Below are 17251 nucleotides of genomic sequence, written 5' to 3'. Positions count from 1 at the left end.
CCGAAGATCGGCGGCAGGGAGAGAGAGCAGGTTTCTTGTTGTAGTGACTGCAGGCTAGCGGTGCGATGTGCCGTTGACATGTCCTTGCATGCCGCCATCGCCGTGCTGCATGCCAAGTGGCCGCTTGCGTGTCAGCGCTGGCATAAACACAACGGCCTCCCGAAGGCGGCCGTTGTGACAACACTCGTATCCAGACAGCGGCTCAGCGCGTCGACAGCGGCAGGTCAGAAACGCTGGGTGTACTGCAGATAGCTATAGCGCCCCGGGATGGCATAGGCCGAATCGAACGAGTTGGCAGAGGCGCTGAGCGCTACCGGCGGGTCGCGGTCGAAGACGTTGTTCAAGCCCACACGCACGGTGGCATTCCACGGCAATTGATAAGACACCTGCATGTCGTTGAAGGCAGTGGCCGCGACGTGGCGATAGTTGCCGTTGTCATCCAGTTCCGAGTCGTCGTCCTTCATGCCCGAGTAATAACGCACGGCCCAGTTGGCGGCCAGATTACCGTAGCTCCAGTCCAGGGCGAGCGTGCCGCGCGTGCGCCAGTTCGGGTTATCGGTGTGGTAGATGCCGTTGTAGCTCTCCCACGCAGAGGTGTCGTCCTGCTTCTGCTCGTTGACGGCCACGTAGGTCGAATCCAGGGTGAGCATGAACTGGCCAATCGCCGTTTCCGGCAACTTGTAACGCGCGGTGAAGTCGTAGCCTTGCATGCGCTGCTCGCCGACGTTCACTGGCTGGATCACCAGGCCGGTGATGGCGCCGGTGGCATCGCGCGTGACCAGATCGCAGAACGCAGATACAGTGAACTCATAGCACTGCGACAGGATCTGGTTGGCGCTGAATTCGGTGATGGCATCGGTGATCTTGATCTTCCACCAGTCCAGCGACAGATCCAGGCCTTGCACCGCGGCGGGGCTGTAGACGAAACCGAGTGTGGTGTTCTTGGATTTTTCCGGCTGCAGGTTGGCGTTGCTGGTGTAGGTGAACGGATAGATGGTCTGGCCGGAGTTGCCGTTGGCGCTGTTGTATTCGGCGACGTAGTTCGCCGGCACGCCACCGCTTGCACATGTCGCGGCAATCGCGCTGGTGTAGGACGTGCTGTTGGTCGAGCAGGGATCCGAATACGTATCGAAGCTGTCCGATGCGCCCAGATACAGATTTTCGATCGATGGCGCGCGGAAGCCGGTGGCGTAGTTGCCGCGTATCAACAGGTCGGCGACCGGCTTCCACTTGAAGCCGAACTTGCTGTTGGTGGTGCTGCCGAAGGTGTTGTAGTCGGAGTAACGCACCGCTGCGCTCAACTCCAGCAATTGCGCGCCGGCCATGTCTTTCAATAGCGGAATCGCCACTTCGGTGTAGTAGTCGTTGAGCGTGTACGAGCCGGAAGTCGGGGTGAACGCATTGCCCGAGGTATAGCCGGCCGAGATCAACGCATCCGGCGAGGAGAAGCCGCTTTCTTCGCGATGTTCGACGCCGGCCGCAAAGCTCATCCAACCGGCGGGAAGTTCGAACAAGTCGCCGGTGATGTTGGCGGTCACGCTGCTGTTCTTGTACTGATAGGTGTTGTGCGCGGTGAACAGGATGTAGTCCAGCATTTCCTGGGTCACGCCACCTGCCGGCGACAAGGGATTGAACGGCACGCAGCCGGCGATCACCGCGCCACCGCTGTCCAGGCACGACACCGTGCCGTTGACGATGCCGGATGCACCAAGTGTATTGCCGAGGTTGAGCAGATTGACATCGCCATACTGCGTTTCAGTTTGATCGGTTTGATTGTGCGCAAAGCCCACGTCCCAACTGAACTGCCTGTCCGCAAATTGGAAGTCGCCTTCGAGCCCGGTGTAGACGTGCGAGGTCTTGACGTCCTGCTGATAGGTGCGCGCGAATTCGGTCAACCGGTGTGACCAGCCCACATCGCGCCCGTCGCCGCCGTAGGCGCTGTTGTACGGGTTGTAGTAGCTGTCGCCGCTCATCAGGATGCCGGTGTTGACCGAAGCCAGCGGAAAGCCGGCCAACCGCTGCGAGGATTGGCGGCGGTTGTAGAGCCCGTCGAACTTGAAACGCACGTTGTCGGTGAGTGCGTAGTTGCCTTGCACATAGAGCGCATCGCGCTTCTGCGGCGTGACCAGATAATTGTCCTTGGCGTAGTTGTAGCCGTACTCGGAGGTGTTGAAGGTGGTGTATTGATCCAGTCCGTAGCGTGGGTAGTTGCTGTCGCCGCTGGCGGTCGCGCTGCCGGGCAGCACCGTCCACGCACCGCTGTTGCCATCTGCACGTAGACGGCCGCTGGCCGAGTAGCTGCTATAGGCCGACGAACCGGCGCCGTATACCGGCTCGGCCGAGATCTCGCGGTCGCCTGCCATCACCGCATCTTCGGTGACGCTGGACAGACCGATCACCAGATTGCCGCGCTCGCTGGTGGCGCCCACGGTGGCATCGAAGGAAGTGCGCTGCCCATCGCCCTGGCCGTACTGGCCGACATAAGCATTGACTTCGGCGCCATCGAAATCGCTGCGCGTGATGATGTTGACCACACCGGCAATCGCATCGGAGCCATAGATCGACGAGGCGCCGTCCTTGAGCACTTCCACGCGTTCGACGATTGCCGAGGGAATGGTGTTGAGATCCACCGAGCCGGACAGGCCCGATACCCAGCGCCGCCCGTTGACCAGCACCAAGGTGCGCGATGCGCCGAGATTGCGCAGGCTCACCGTGGCCGAGCCATCGCCGCCGTTATTGACGGTGGAGTTCATCGTCGCGCCGTTGGAGGGAATGCGCTTGAGCACATCGGCCACCGAGGTCAGGCCCTGTTTTTCGATGTCCTGTCGCGTGAGCACCAGCACCGGTTGCGAATTTTCCACATCGACCGAGCGGATGCGCGAGCCGGTGACTTCGATCTTGTCCAGGTTGGTCGGACTCTTATCGGTCTGTTCCTGGGCCACAGCACTATTGGTGACGCACAGGCCAATGGCGATTGCGAGCGAACCCCGACGCAGGGTCGGGTGGAGCATGGGCATATTCATGTGTACGGCGGTTCCCGGTAAAGGAGGAGACGAGGCGATCCCGTTGAATGACACCGCCGCGGCATGCGATTTCATCTGCATGACACGAAGGCTTAGCGGGAATTTAACGAGCGGGTGTCGCCACCGTTTTTCGCGAATCGGCGCCTTGTTGCGGCGCAACGCGCGCAATGCGTGGGCGCGCCATGCAGTGCCGGCGCATCGATGCGCGTGTGCCGCGTTGACCTGCGATGACGTGCGCGGACACATGCCACGAGCGGGTGCGATGTGGTTTAATCGCCGCCGAAGTGGGGGTACCGCAGCGCGCTGTGGTTGAGATAGTCCCTTCGAACCTGATCCGGTTGATACCGGCGTAGGGAAGCTTCGTTAGATGCGATGGTCCGTGCCTGCACGGGCGCTTCGCCATTGAGCGCCGCCGCTTCGTCCGCACTGCGAATCCTTCGCAGAGCCAGCGCCATTGGTGCTGGTTTTCCAGCACACAGGACGAACGCCATGAATGCCGCGCCCACCGTTTTGCAGCAACAAGCCCAGTCGCTGTCCGAGGCTGTGACCCAGTCGGTTCCCGGGTCCCGCAAGATCTTCGTGCAGGGCTCGCGCGCCGACCTGCAGGTACCGATGCGCGAGATCGCATTGACCCGCACACCGACCTTGTTCGGTGGCGAAGACAACGCGCCGCTCAGTGTCTACGACACCTCCGGTCCGTATACCGACCCGCACGCCGCGATCGATCTTGCCGCCGGCCTGGCGCCGCTACGCGCGCGCTGGATCGCCGAACGCGGCGATACCGTGGCGCTGAATGACCTGAGTTCCAGCTTCGGGCGCGGCCGTGAGCACGATGCGCGCCTGGATGCAGTGCGCTTTCCTGCGCGGCACTTGCCGCGGGTGGCGCGCGAAGGTGCCAATGTCACCCAGATGCACTACGCACGGCGCGGCATCATCACCCCGGAGATGGAGTTCGTGGCGATTCGCGAGAACCAGCGTCTGGAGGCGGTGACTGACGCGATGCTGCGCAAGCAGCATCCAGGCGAAGCCTTCGGTGCGGCGATCCAGCAGCGCATCACGCCGGAATTCGTGCGCGACGAAATCGCCCGTGGTCGCGCGATCCTGCCCAACAACATCAATCACCCGGAAAGCGAGCCGATGATCATCGGTCGCAATTTCCTGACCAAGATCAACGCCAACATCGGCAATAGCGCGGTGTCTTCGGGCATTGCCGAAGAAGTGGAGAAACTGGTGTGGTCGATCCGCTGGGGCGGCGACACGGTGATGGACCTGTCCACCGGCAAGCACATCCATGAAACGCGCGAGTGGATCATCCGCAACTCGCCGGTGCCGATCGGCACGGTGCCGATCTATCAGGCGCTGGAAAAGGTCGACGGGCGCGCCGAAGAACTCACCTGGGAGATCTTTCGCGACACCTTGATCGAGCAGGCCGAACAAGGCGTGGATTACTTCACCATCCACGCCGGTGTGCTGTTGCGCTACGTGCCGCTCACGGCCAAGCGTGTCACCGGTATCGTCTCGCGCGGTGGGTCGATCCTGGCCAAGTGGTGCCTGGCCCATCACAAGGAAAACTTTCTTTACACCCACTTCGAAGACATCTGCCAGATCATGAAGGCGTATGACGTGGCGTTTTCGCTGGGCGATGGCTTGCGCCCGGGCTGCATTGCCGATGCCAACGATGCGGCGCAGTTCGGCGAGCTGGAAACGCTGGGCGAGCTGACCAAACTGGCGTGGAAGCACGACGTGCAGACCATGATCGAAGGGCCTGGGCATGTGCCGATGCAGCTGATCAAGGAGAACATGGACAAGCAGTTGCGCGAATGCGGCGAAGCGCCGTTCTACACCCTGGGGCCGTTGACCACCGACATCGCGCCCGGCTACGACCACATCACCAGCGCGATCGGCGCGGCGATGATCGGCTGGTTCGGCACCGCGATGCTCTGCTATGTCACGCCCAAGGAGCATCTGGGCCTGCCCAACCGCCAGGACGTGCGCGACGGCATCATGGCCTACAAGATCGCCGCGCATGCGGCCGACCTGGCCAAGGGGCATCCGGGTGCGCAGGTGCGCGACAACGCGTTGAGCAAGGCGCGGTTCGAGTTCCGTTGGGACGATCAGTTCCACCTCGGGCTGGATCCGGAAAAGGCCAAGGAGTTCCATGACGAGACCTTGCCCAAGGACGCGCACAAGCTGGCGCATTTCTGTTCGATGTGCGGCCCGCACTTCTGTTCGATGAAGATCACCCAGGACGTGCGCGATTACGCGGCCGAGCATGGCATGGGCGAAGCGCATGCCTTGTCTGCTGGAATGGAAGAGAAGTCGGCGCAGTTTCTCGCGCAAGGCGCGCAGGTGTATCGCGCGTCGTGACACTGAGTGCAATGACTGTCGGCCGCGCGATCCAAAGGCTGCTTAAGAAAAATTCAGCTTCGCATTAGACAGAACGCGTCACGGTGCGCAAGTGCCGTTGCGCGGACTGCCTGCAAGCGGTTACAGCACATCAGCATCTCAGGGCATTTACCTGAATCGCAGATAAAAAAATCGCGCCAAAGGCGCGAAGGGGAACGTCGTAATTATTTGAATTCGTCGGCGAGAGAGAGAGCCTGACGTCGCCACCTGTCGTAGGAAGCAACGAGGCATAGCGTAAAATTTGCACCAATTGGATGCATGACACAGTTGGTCGTGGTCCTTTGCTGAATTTGGCGTTTCGCGCAATGTGCGTGATGCGTTCTTTGTCGTCCTTGCATGCCGATGCGTTCTGTTGCCGATGAGTGTTTCTCCCGCTAATGCAATGTCATCGGGTCGGCTGCGTGTCGGTCAGTGCGTGGTCGATATCGCCTCGCGCGAAGTGCACGTTCCTGGTGCGAAGAGGGCGCCACGGCTGGCGCCGAAATCCTTGGCGGTGTTGCTGACCCTGGCCCGCCAGCCGGGGCAGGTGGTGACGCGCGAGCAGTTGCTCGCCGAGGTCTGGCCCAGCACCTTGCCCAGCAACGATGTGGTGACCCAGGCAGTCACCCAATTGCGCAAGGCACTCGCCAGCCACGGAGGCCAGCGCTCCGAGCATATCGAGACCATCGCCAAGACCGGCTATCGCCTGATGGCGCCGGTGGTGTGGGAAGCGCCGGCCGATGTTTCAAGGCATGCGGTTGCAGGCGCGCCTCCTGCAATGCCGTCGAGCGGTCTACAGACCGATGTCGATGCGTCTCCTGCGGTCAATGACATGGCCTCGTCGCAGCAACCTCAGGCTATCAGCGAGCGCTACGCAGCATCGTCGGCCGTCGCGCCAGATGCATCGCGCAAACGCCGCCGGATAGCGTTGGTGATCGCCGCGGTGGCCGTGCTGGTGCTGCTTGGACTGGTTGCGCACACGCTGTGGCTGCGAGCGCCAGTGGAGGGCGCCGCGGCGTCGTCTGCAGTGCTGGGCAGCCCAAAACGCCCGTACCAGATCATCACCGCAGGTGGCGGTTTCGATCTCACACCAAGCTTGTCGCCGGATGGGGCGATGGTGGCCTATGCGTCGCTGACCAGTGATCGCGCCGGCACTTCGATCCTGGTCAAGACCACCGATAACGCCTATCCGCGGGTGCTGGACACGCCGGCGGCGGGCATCTCCGATCGACTGCCGGCCTGGTCGCCGGATGGTCGCGAAATCGCCTTCTCGCGGCAGGCGCCGGATGGCAGCTGTCGCATCATGATCGCCGCCGCAAACGGCCCGGCTGCCGCGCGTGAAGTGGTGCGTTGCGATGGTGCGGACATGCTGAGTTTCAGCTGGTCGCCAGACGGCAGCGGCTTGTTGTTCGGCAGCATGACCGGCGCGCAGGGTGCACCGCGCATTCGCCGCCTGGATCTGGAAACCGGGCAGTGGCAGCCACTGGTCTACAGCGCGCAGCCGCAGGATTTCGATTACGCACCGCGCTATTCGCCGGACGGGCACTGGATCGTGTTCCTGCGTAATCCACAACTGGGCGATCTGTGGCGCATCCCCGCAACCGGTGGCACCGCCGAGCGCCTCACTCACGACAACGCCGATATCCGCGGCTGGAGCTGGTTGCCGGATGGCAGCGGATTGATCTTCGGGCGCCGTGTGGACAGCGAGGCGCGCTTGTATCGACTCGACCTGCGCGACCGCAGCCTGCACGACCTGGGTGTGGACGACGCCCAGGCGCCGGACGTGGCACAGAACCATCTGGTGTTCGTGCAACGCAAACCGCAGTTCGGCGTCTACCAGGTCATTCGCGACCCGATGAATGGCGGTTACATCCGACGCCGTTTGTTTCCCTCCAGCGGGCGCGACGACCAGCCGATGATCGCGCCGGATGGACGCCAGCTGATCTTCGCCTCCAATCGTTCCGGTGCGTATGGGCTTTGGTGGGGCGATGTCGGCAAGCCGGGTTCGGTGCGCCTGATCGAAGGGCTGCGGCCGGATTCGCGCCAGGCCGCCGATTGGTCGGCCGATTCGCAACGCGTGCTGGTCAGCGGCAGCGATGCGGACGGGCATGCGGCCCTGTTCGAGGTCACCCCGAGCAGCGGCAAGGTGGTGCGTCTGCAGGTGCCGCAACCGCGGCCGTTGCAGGCAATCCACCTTTCCGATCCCAATCAATTGCTGGTGCTCGCTGCGGCAGAAGACGGGCACACCTTCGCCACCCTGTACGACAGACGCAGCAGTCCGTGGCGTGCGATCGCATCGCTGCAAGACGTCTCGCAGTTGCGCCTGGACCGCATCACCGGGCAGGTGCTGCTGACGCGCCTGACCGGTGGCGGCTTATGGCAGATCGCGCCCACCTTGGCAGCCCAGACCTTGCAGTCGATCGATCCCCGGCAGCCATCGCGCTGGCGTTATCGCAGTTGGGCAGCAGGAGCGCACGGCCAGCTGCATTACCTGTCGTCCAACGACAGCTGTGCCACGCATGACAGCGACTTGCGCAGCGGGCACGGGCAGTGTCTGGATGTGAGCAAGTTCACCACCATCAACGGCTTCAGCGTGGACCAGCGCAGTGGCGCGTTGTACGTGGCGTTGGCAGAAGAAGACGGCAGCGCGATTGCCTTCATGCCATTGCTGCAACGTGCGGCAGTGACCACCGGTTTCATCTCCAACGCGTTGTTCTTACTCAGGAAATTGGCTTCGTAAGTTTTTCGGAAAGGCTTCGTGTCAATTTCGGCACACCTTCGTCATAACTTCCTGACTCGCGCCAGATTCGGCAAAACACTACGCCCTCTTTCGTACAGGGGGCTGCCAGCATGCAACAGGTCATCACCGCAGATCGCGGGCTCGCACTTTCACTGGATGGTGCAAGCGAGTCGACATCGACGACCTGTTTGGCGGTCTCGCGTCTGGGCAGCATCCGCACCATGGCCACCACCTTTACGTTGTGGGTGCAGTTGCGTGGCCGCGCATGGGTGGAATCCAAGGAAGGGCGCTTCCGTCTGCGTGCCGGCGACTGGATCGCCTTCGACAAGGACTCCCATCCCACGGTACAAGCGGACCGCAACGCACTCTGTGTCGGTGTCAGTCTGGATAGTGAAAGCCTGCAATCGTTGTCCGAGTTGACCGATGCGACCTTGTATCCAGGTCGCAGCCAGCTCTCGCGTAGCGATCTGCGCATTGCATTGCGTCTATGGCGCAATGCGGCTGCACAAAACGGCAGTGTACCGGCGCGTCCGTTGCTGCTGCACCTGGCGGCGATGCAGCGCGATTTCATCGAACAGGAGCAGCGCTGCCCGGGTCGCTCGCGTAGCCGTCGCCGTCAGGTGTTTGGCCGCATGCAGCGCGCACGCATGTATCTGGAGGGCAACAGCGACCGCGTGGTGCGCATTGCCGAGCTGGCGCAGCTGACCAACTTCTCCAGTTGGTACGTCTCCAAGACGTTTCAGAGCCTGTACGAAGAGAGTCCCCAGGCCTTGTCGGCACGCCTGCGCCTGGAGCGTGCATCCGATTTGTTGCGCGATACCTCGATGATGATCGGCGAGGTTGCGGCGGCAAGCGGCTTCGACAATTGCTGCAGCTTTGCGCGTGCGTTTCGTGCGCGCTTCGGTGTCTCCGCATCGCGTTATCGCGACCAAACGACAAATTCGCCAGATTCGGCAAAGCCACGGAACGTGACGCGCAAAGCGACGATGTTCACGCAATCGTAATTTGCACGGGGGCGCTTAACGCGCCACTAACGAACCCTGGAGAGATTGATGAACCTTCGCACCTCCGCAGTGCGGCTGGGCCTGTTGCCCGCCGGTATTGCGATCGCGTTGACGCCGGCTTTTGCCGCCAATGCACAAGAGCAGTCCGCCCCGTCGACCACGACGCTGGACCGCATTGAAATCACCGGCTCGCGCATCCGCTCGGTCGACGTTGAAACTGCACAGCCGGTGTTCACCGTCAGCCAGCAGGACATCCAGAAGTCGGGCCTGGTCAGCGTTGGCGACATCCTCCAGAACCTGTCGATTGCCGGTACCCAGACCTACAGCAAGGCTGCAGTCCTGACCTCCGACCCGGAGCAGGGCGGCCAATACGTCAACCTGTATAACCTGAACGAGAACCGCACCTTGGTACTGGTGAACGGCAAGCGTTGGACCAGTAGCCTGAACGGCCTGACCGACATGTCCACCATCCCGAGCTCGTTGATCGAGCGCATCGAAGTGCTGAAGGACGGCGCCTCGGCGATCTACGGCTCCGACGCCGTGGCCGGTGTGGTCAACATCATCCTGCGCCAGAACTACGACGGTGCAGAAGCCTCGGCGTATTTTGGCCAGAACGGTCGTGGCGACGGTTCCAAGGAGCAGTACTCCTTCACCGCCGGCACCACCACCGACCGAGCGTCGCTGGTGTTCGGCGCCAACTACACTAACGAAGATCCGGTGTGGGCCAAGGATCGCGCGCTGACCCGTTACTCGGCCGGCCCGAACCACATCGAAGACAGCCTGAGCGCGACCGGCCCGTGGGGCCGTTTCACCTCCAATGGTGAAACCTACATCCTCAACCACACCGGTTCGTTCGACGGCCGTGGCGTGGGTGCCGATTCGCGCAACATTGCCAATTACCACAACGACATCACCACCGACGACTACTACAACTCCGTCGACCAGATGATGTTGCAGCAGTCCAGCCGCAACAAGTCGATCTTCACCACCGGCAGCTACAACATCACCGACAGCATCACCTTCAAGTCGACGGCGATGTACTCCGAGCGCGACTCGAACCGTCAGATTGCCGGCTACCCGCTGCAGGCTTCTTCGCAGCCGCAGTTCCCGGTGGCGATCAGCGGTGCCAGCTACTACAACCCGATCGGCCAGGACATCAACAGCTGGTTCCGTCGTACGGTCGAACTGCCGCGCACCACCGAAAGCAACGTCAAGACCCTGCACTTCGATGCGGCGCTGGAAGGCGTGTTCGACGTTGGCAGCCACGGCTGGAACTGGGACGTGGGCTTCAACTACAACAAGTACGATGTGACGCAGGTTTCGCGCGGCAACATCAACCTGCTGGCGCTGCAGAAGGCATTGGGCCCGTCGTTCCTCAATGCGCAGGGTCAGGTGCAGTGCGGTACCGCAGCGGCCCCGATCGCGCTGGGTACCAGCAATGCGCTGGGCCAGTGCACCCCGTTCAACATCCTGGGCGGCCCGTCGGCCTCCACGCCCAACGCGCTGCAGTACATCAATGCGCTGGGTCAGTCCACGCAGCAGAGCCTGAGCAAGCAGTGGACCGCCAACGTCACCGGTGGTCTGTTCGATCTGCCGGCCGGTGAGCTGGGCTTGGCCGCAGGCGTCGAGCACCGCGAAATCAGTGGCTACGACTACCCGGATCAGCTGTCCAGCGCCGGTTACACTACCGACCTGGCTGCGCAGGCCACCGAAGGTCGCTACCAGACCAACGAAGCCTATCTGGAGCTGTTGATTCCGGTGCTGAAGGATCTGCCGGGCGCCAAGGAATTGTCGTTCGATGTGGCCGCGCGTTACAGCAACTACAGCCGCTTTGGCGATACCACCAACAGCAAGTTCAGCTTCACCTGGAAGCCGATCGACGACCTGCTGGTGCGCGGTACCTACGGCACCGGGTTCCGTGCGCCGACGCTGTCGGACACCTTCGGTGGCGGCTCGCAGACGTTCGATACCTTCACCGATCCGTGCGATGCGACCTTCGGTTCGCTGGGCAATGCGGGTGTGGCAGCACGCTGCGCCGGCGAAGGCCTGCCGGCTGGTTTCCGTCAGACCGATACTGCAGGCAACCCGGTGACGCGTCGCGACGTGCAGGGCAATGCGCCGTTCAACTCGGGCGTGGGTAATGCCGAGCTTGAGCCGGAATACAGCATCACCCGGACCGTGGGCATGGTGTACAGCCCGCATTGGGTGCAGGGTCTGGACTTCTCGCTGGATTGGTACCGCATTTCGATCTCCAACATCATCTCCGCGTTGTTGGCCAATGATGTGTTGAACAACTGCTACCTCAACAGCCTGGCCAGCTACTGCGCCGACTACGGTCGCGACGCGGTCACCGGGCAGGTCACCACGCTGAGCCGCGGCAACGTCAACCTGGGCCGTCTGGAAACCGAAGGCTACAACTTCGGTGTGCGTTATCGCATGCCGGAAACCGCTTACGGCAAGTTCGCTGTCAACCTGGACACCAACTACCTGGCGACCTACAAGTCGCAGGCAGAAGCCGGTGCCGAGTGGGCAAACTCCGCCGGCTACTGGAACTTCCCGCGCGTGCGTGCCACCTTGGGTCTGGATTGGTCGCTGGGTGCGTTGTCGGCCAACTGGAACCTGCGTTACTACGGCGGTTTCCGTGATTACTGCTGGGATGCAGCGGCAGGCATCGAGTGCAACAACCCGAACTACCAGACCCCGAATCCGGGCTGGGGCGGCGGCACAGGTTCCAACAAGAAGGGCTCGATCTCCTATCAGGACGTCTCGGTCACCTGGCAGGCTCCGTGGGATGGCAGCGTGACCGTGGGTGCCCGCAACATCTGGGACAAGAAGCCACCGATCACCTACTCGATCACCAACAGCAGCACTGCGGCGATCGATCCAATGCTGGATTACGACCGCTTCCTGTTCGTGCAGTACAACCAGCGCTTCTGATCATCGAAGCGTCGTAAGGTGACAAAAAAGACGGGCCGAAAGGCCCGTCTTTTTTGTCTATCGTTTGTCGGTCGCCTTGTCCTGACTGCAGGTAGCGTGAGGCCTGCGATGCAGGCAACTACGTCAGTCATGGAGTGCGTATGGATGTGTTTCGATGCGCGAGTGATGCACGGCGAGCGACAGCTATATTCACTGTGTTTTGTAGACAGTTATTCAAGAACTGCCCTGGGAGAAGCAGCTGGAAACAGCCAAAGAAAAAGGCGCGACCATGTCGCGCCCTTCTTGTTATATCGGCTTGCTAGATCAGCAGTAACGCCTTGGTTTTAAGCCTCGGCAAGCCCCAACAACGTCTCGGCCTGCTCGCGCCATTTCGGCAGGCGCGTGATCACGCCCACCTTGGACAGATATTCTTCGTCCACAGCTTCGCCGCTGGCCAGTGCCGTGGCGACATGTACCGCGCCGGTCACCCAGAAGCTGCGCAGGCTGGAGCGCTGCGGGTGGCGATGGAAGGCCACCGCTTCGATGATCGGCATCGGTAGGCCCCACAGACCGAGCAGGTACGCGCCCGCTTCCGTGTGGCCCAGGCGCTCGTCGCCGCCTTCGGCCGGCGGTTCGCGCTCGTCGCGCACGCCGGGCAGCAACAGGCCGATATCGGCCAGCAGTGCGGCGGTGGAGCCGAGTTCTGCACTGGTCGGTGGCAACACTTTTGCAGCCAGACGCGAAGAGAGCAGGGCGCGGCGTTGCATCGCATTGCGCTCGGCCGGGGTCAGGGTCTGCACCGAAAATACTTCGCTGGCCAGCACCAGATCGCGCAGCGTCGCCACACCCAGACGGGTCACCGCCGTGCGCAGATCGGTGATGCTGCGGCCACCGGAGAAAAATGCCGAATTGCACAACTGCAGCACCTTTGCGGCAATCGCCGGGTCGCCGGCGATCAGCTTGGCGATGTCGGCCGCGTCGGCGCCTTCGTCTTCTTCCAGCGCGTGCATCAGGCTCAGATACAGATGCGGCGGCGACGGCAGTTTCTCGATCCGCCCGATCGCGGCGCGCAAGCGCGGATTGGTGAGCAGATCGCGCAGCTCTTCCAGGCTGGTGACCGCCTCGAGCAGGACCTCCGGCGCCAGCGGCATCGGCAGGAAGCGATGTGCCACCCCGATGATGCGGGCCGGCGGGGTGCGTTGACCATCCTGCGCATCGATCAACGCGATACGAATGGTGTCCGGGCGCAACGTACGGATTTGCCCCAGCAACGTGGCGGCAGTGAGGTCCGGCAGCACCGGTGCAACGATGACGGCATCGAACGGCGATAACGCGGCAGCTTCGATCGCCGAATTTCCGTCGGCCACTTGCTGCGCCTGCCACTGATCGCCCAGATCAGAGACATAGTCGCTCAGGTCGGACGGAAGGCTGGCTTCGTCCCCAACAAACAGAATACGCAAGACACTTCCCCAAGAGTCACCGGCGACAGACACCGGCCATACGCTGTCGGCAATGTACCCAATCTGCCGACGGCGGTCACCGGGATCACGCGAAAAGCGTGATCCCGATCGCCCTGCATCTGCAGGGCCGCATCACGCTCGATCGATCAGGCTGCGTCGGAATTGTAGCGTTCCACCGACTCCACCAGGATGCGCTTGGCCTCGGCCGCACCGCCCCAGCCATCCAGCTTGACCCACTTGCCCTTCTCCAAGTCCTTGTAATGCTCGAAGAAGTGGCCGATGCGCTCCATCCAGTGGCTGGACACCTGATTGATGTCCTCGATGTGCGCATAGCCGGAGAAGATCTTCTCGATCGGCACGGCCAGGATTTTTTCGTCGCTACCGGCTTCGTCGCTCATGCGCAGCACGCCCACCGGACGGCAACGCACCACCGAGCCAGGCACCAGCGGCAGCGGCAGCACCACCAGCACATCGGCCGGGTCGCCATCGCCACACAAGGTGTTGGGCACGTAGCCGTAGTTGCAGGGGTAACGCATCGGGGTCGAGAGGATGCGGTCGACGAAGATCGCGCCGCTGGCCTTGTCCACTTCGTACTTGACCGGCTCGGAATCCTTGGGGATCTCGATGACGACGTTGATTTCGTCCGGCAGATTCTTGCCGGCGGTGACCAGTTCCAGTCCCATGCGCGTAGCTCCGAGGCTTCAGCAGTGTGTGGAGCGCGATTCTACGCGTTCGGCTGTTGCGGTGCAGCGACACTGAATGGGCAATGCGCCGACCCTGGCACGCGGCATAGTCCGCATTCATCATGAGCAGCTCCCCGATCGTTGTGGCCAAAGGCGCGGCGCACGCTGCAGGCTCATCCACTGCAAGGGAATTGCCATGTCCAAGCTCGCGCGTTTGCTCGTTGTCCTGCTACTGTCCGTGTTGGCCCAGGCTGCCGCCGCGGCAACACCGCCGCCGACCTTCGTCGACGCGGTGGACTGGCCCGCCAATGGCGAAGGCTGGGAGGCGTTCGTCGATCTTGAGCAGCGGCTGGAACGCGATTTCGACAATATTTGCGGCGACACCTTTTGCGGTGGCGAATTCAGCGACTACCAGCCGCTACGCTTTCGCTGCTCGGTGCATCGGGTGACCGGCGTGGTGCGCAGCTGCATCTGGACCTTCGGCGCCAGCGAGGTCAGCGTCGATCCCCGCAGCGGGTATCTGCGCTCCGATAGCCGGGTCTGGCGTTGCACGGCGCCGTTGAAGACCGGGACCCGGCTGGACGAGATGTACAGCACGCTGGCGGTGACCAACCCGCTGTTCGAGCCGCTGCCGAACGGCGCGCCGCCGATCTATGACGGCCTGATCGGCTGCCTCTGAGCATGAGACAGATGGAGCTGCGCCGCTCGCGCAGCTCCATCTGTCGCCGGCCCGGCCGCATGCCAATGGCAGCGGAGCGCGCTGCGATGACCGCATCAGCCTCGCTCTACTCCGTCATCCGTCATCCGTCGTCACCGGCCAAGACGCCGTCGGCCTGCGTGCTTGACGCCGGGTTGCACACGTTCAGAAGGCATGGAACGCATCAAAGCAGCGGCACCAGCAGCAAAGCCACGATGTTGATGATCTTGATCAACGGATTGATTGCCGGCCCTGCGGTGTCCTTGTACGGGTCTCCCACTGTGTCGCCGGTGATCGCGGCCTTGTGGGCTTCGCTGCCCTTGCCGCCAAAATGGCCATCTTCGATGTACTTCTTGGCGTTGTCCCAGGCACCGCCGCCGGTGGTCATCGAGATCGCCAGGAACAGGCCGGTGACGATCGTGCCGATCAACAGCCCGCCCAGCGCACGTGGCCCGAGCAGCAGGCCGATCACGATCGGCACCACGACCGGCAGCAGCGAAGGCACGATCATTTCGCGGATCGCCGAGCGGGTCAGCATGTCGACTGCGCGGTCGTATTGTGGTTTGGCAGTGCCGGCCATGATTCCCGGGATCTCGCGGAACTGGCGGCGTACTTCCTCGACCACCGCGCCTGCCGCGCGCCCCACCGCTTCCATCGCCATCGCCGCGAACAGGTAGGGGATCAACCCGCCGATCAACAAGCCGATGATCACCGTGTGGTCGGACAGATCGAAGGCGAAGACTTCGCCAGGATTGGCCGCCTGCAGGTTGTGGGTGTAGTCGGCAAACAGCACCAAGGCGGCGAGCGCTGCCGAGCCGATCGCATAGCCCTTGGTCACCGCTTTGGTGGTGTTGCCCACCGCATCCAGCGGGTCGGTGATGTTGCGCACTTCCGGTGGCAGTTCGGCCATTTCGGCGATGCCGCCAGCGTTGTCTGTGATCGGCCCATACGCATCCAGCGCGACGATCATGCCGGCCATCGACAACATCGCCGTCGCTGCGGTCGCAATGCCGTACAAACCGCCGAAGTAAAACGCACCCCAGATCGCCGCACACACCGCAATCACCGGCAGCGCAGTGGATTTCATCGAAATGCCAAGCCCGGCGATGATGTTGGTGCCATGGCCGGTGGTGCTCGCCGCTGCCACGTGCTGCACAGGCTTGTATTGGGTGCCGGTGTAGTACTCGGTGATCCAGACGATCAGGCCGGTGAGCACCAGGCCGATCAATGCGCATACATACAACGACGTCGCGCCATGGGTGTTGTCGCGCATCAGCGTCTGGGTGATTGGCCAGTAGGCGAGTGCGGCCAGCACGCCTGAGACGATCACGCCTTTATAGAGCGCGCCCATGATCGAGCCACCGGCTTTGACCTTGACGAAGCCCGCGCCCACGATCGAGGCGATGATCGACACGCCACCGAGTACCAGCGGATACAGCACCGCATGCGGCCCGGTGTCTGCCAGCGTCAGACTGCCCAGCAACATCGTGGCGATCACGGTGACGGCATAGGTTTCGAACAGATCCGCCGCCATGCCTGCGCAGTCGCCGACGTTGTCGCCAACGTTGTCTGCGATGACCGCCGGATTGCGCGGGTCATCCTCGGGAATGCCGGCTTCGACCTTGCCGACCAGATCCGCACCCACGTCTGCACCTTTGGTGAAGATGCCGCCACCCAGGCGCGCGAAGATCGAGATCAGCGAAGACCCGAACGCCAGCCCCACCAGTGCGTGGAGGTTTTGCTCCAGCGGCAGGCCCATCGCCTGCAGCACCGCATAATAACCAGCCACGCCGAGCAATCCCAAACCCACCACCAGCATGCCGGTGATGGCGCCGCCGCGGAAGGCCACATCCATCGCCTTGCCGATGCCATGCCGCGCGGCCTCGGCGGTGCGCACATTGGCGCGTACCGACACGCTCATGCCGATATAGCCGGCCAGCCCCGATAGCACCGCGCCGATCGCAAAGCCCACCGCGGTGTACCAGCTCAGAAACAGGCCGACCAACACGAACAGCACGCCGCCGGCGATCGAGATGGTGAGGTACTGTCGATTGAGATAAGCGCGCGCCCCTTCCTGGATCGCGGCGGCGATCTCCTGCATGCGTGCGTTACCACTCGGCTGCGCGATCACCCAGCGTGCCGACACAATTCCATAGACGATTGCCAGGACCGCACAACCCAGTGCAAGCAGTAATCCGTAATGTTCCAGCATGACCCCTCCCAAGAGAATGGATGTCGTCCGGTCGGGACGAACCAAGGGCGATGCACGCAGCGAGTAGACTGGCGAATACGAACTCGACGGCCACAATGACCGTAACGCGCGTCGCGATGTTCATGTGGCCG

General features: G+C 62.5%; 9 protein-coding genes and 1 riboswitch. Of the genes, 5 read left to right on the top strand and 4 right to left on the bottom strand.

Annotation, left to right across the window (positions count from 1 at the left end):
- Nucleotides 1–224: 224 nt before the first annotated feature.
- Nucleotides 225–2996 (bottom strand): TonB-dependent receptor, encoded by a 2772-nt coding sequence (locus tag NYR97_RS03485; RefSeq protein WP_316697995.1) that lies wholly within the window; start codon nt 2994–2996, stop codon nt 225–227.
- Nucleotides 2997–3299: 303 nt separating this feature from the next.
- Nucleotides 3300–3397: riboswitch (TPP riboswitch) on the top strand.
- Nucleotides 3398–3512: 115 nt separating this feature from the next.
- Here NYR97_RS03485 and thiC point away from each other — a divergent pair.
- From thiC to NYR97_RS03465, 4 genes are all read left to right on the top strand, one after another.
- Nucleotides 3513–5390: a phosphomethylpyrimidine synthase ThiC gene (thiC, locus tag NYR97_RS03480; RefSeq protein WP_316696712.1), complete on the top strand. Its 1878-nt coding sequence runs from the start codon at nt 3513–3515 to the stop codon at nt 5388–5390.
- A 421-nt stretch (nt 5391–5811) separates the two neighbouring features.
- Nucleotides 5812–8148 carry a winged helix-turn-helix transcriptional regulator gene (locus NYR97_RS03475; RefSeq protein ID WP_316696711.1) on the top strand — a complete coding sequence of 779 codons (2337 nt, stop codon included), beginning with the start codon at nt 5812–5814 and terminating at the stop codon, nt 8146–8148.
- Between the two features lie 110 nt (nt 8149–8258).
- Nucleotides 8259–9152 carry a helix-turn-helix domain-containing protein gene (locus NYR97_RS03470; protein WP_316696710.1) on the top strand — a complete coding sequence of 298 codons (894 nt, stop codon included), beginning with the start codon at nt 8259–8261 and terminating at the stop codon, nt 9150–9152.
- Between the two features lie 48 nt (nt 9153–9200).
- Complete coding sequence (locus tag NYR97_RS03465; RefSeq protein ID WP_316696709.1) at nt 9201–12089, top strand: TonB-dependent receptor plug domain-containing protein; 2889 nt, start codon at nt 9201–9203, stop codon at nt 12087–12089.
- Nucleotides 12090–12412: 323 nt separating this feature from the next.
- Here NYR97_RS03465 and NYR97_RS03460 read toward each other — a convergent pair whose 3' ends face one another.
- Both NYR97_RS03460 and ppa read right to left on the bottom strand, forming a co-directional pair.
- On the bottom strand, nt 12413–13561 hold the full coding sequence (locus NYR97_RS03460) for an HDOD domain-containing protein (RefSeq protein WP_043889416.1): 1149 nt from the start codon (nt 13559–13561) through the stop codon (nt 12413–12415).
- Nucleotides 13562–13674: 113 nt separating this feature from the next.
- The gene (gene ppa / locus NYR97_RS03455) at nt 13675–14211 is read right to left on the bottom strand and encodes an inorganic diphosphatase (RefSeq protein WP_006449843.1); all 537 of its coding nucleotides are present in this window, start codon (nt 14209–14211) and stop codon (nt 13675–13677) included.
- A 196-nt stretch (nt 14212–14407) separates the two neighbouring features.
- Here ppa and NYR97_RS03450 point away from each other — a divergent pair, with 196 nt between their 5' ends.
- A complete protein-coding gene (locus NYR97_RS03450) occupies nt 14408–14890 on the top strand; it encodes a hypothetical protein (protein WP_316696708.1) in 483 nt (160 codons plus the stop codon).
- Nucleotides 14891–15092: 202 nt separating this feature from the next.
- On the opposite strand, the gene NYR97_RS03445 is transcribed toward NYR97_RS03450, so the two are convergent.
- Nucleotides 15093–17120, bottom strand: coding sequence for a sodium-translocating pyrophosphatase (locus NYR97_RS03445; RefSeq protein ID WP_205393803.1), 2028 nt, complete (start codon nt 17118–17120; stop codon nt 15093–15095).
- Nucleotides 17121–17251: the final 131 nt, after the last annotated feature.

Origin of the sequence: Xanthomonas hydrangeae, from assembly GCF_032697525.1 — a bacterium.
Lineage (GTDB): Bacteria > Pseudomonadota > Gammaproteobacteria > Xanthomonadales > Xanthomonadaceae > Xanthomonas > Xanthomonas hydrangeae.
Note: the sequence above shows the minus strand (reverse complement) of the source record. Positions and strands in the feature narration are given on the sequence as shown.

What these genes read in the sequence shown, in the direction of transcription:
- NYR97_RS03450 (WP_316696708.1), top strand. Translation starts at nt 14,408, where the DNA reads ATGTCCAAGCTCGCGCGTTTGCTCGTTGTCCTGCTACTGTCCGTGTTG.
- NYR97_RS03470 (WP_316696710.1), top strand. Translation starts at nt 8,259, where the DNA reads ATGCAACAGGTCATCACCGCAGATCGCGGGCTCGCACTTTCACTGGAT.
- NYR97_RS03465 (WP_316696709.1), top strand. Translation starts at nt 9,201, where the DNA reads ATGAACCTTCGCACCTCCGCAGTGCGGCTGGGCCTGTTGCCCGCCGGT.
- NYR97_RS03475 (WP_316696711.1), top strand. Translation starts at nt 5,812, where the DNA reads ATGTCATCGGGTCGGCTGCGTGTCGGTCAGTGCGTGGTCGATATCGCC.
- NYR97_RS03445 (WP_205393803.1), bottom strand. Translation starts at nt 17,120, where the DNA reads ATGCTGGAACATTACGGATTACTGCTTGCACTGGGTTGTGCGGTCCTG.
- thiC (WP_316696712.1), top strand. Translation starts at nt 3,513, where the DNA reads ATGAATGCCGCGCCCACCGTTTTGCAGCAACAAGCCCAGTCGCTGTCC.
- ppa (WP_006449843.1), bottom strand. Translation starts at nt 14,211, where the DNA reads ATGGGACTGGAACTGGTCACCGCCGGCAAGAATCTGCCGGACGAAATC.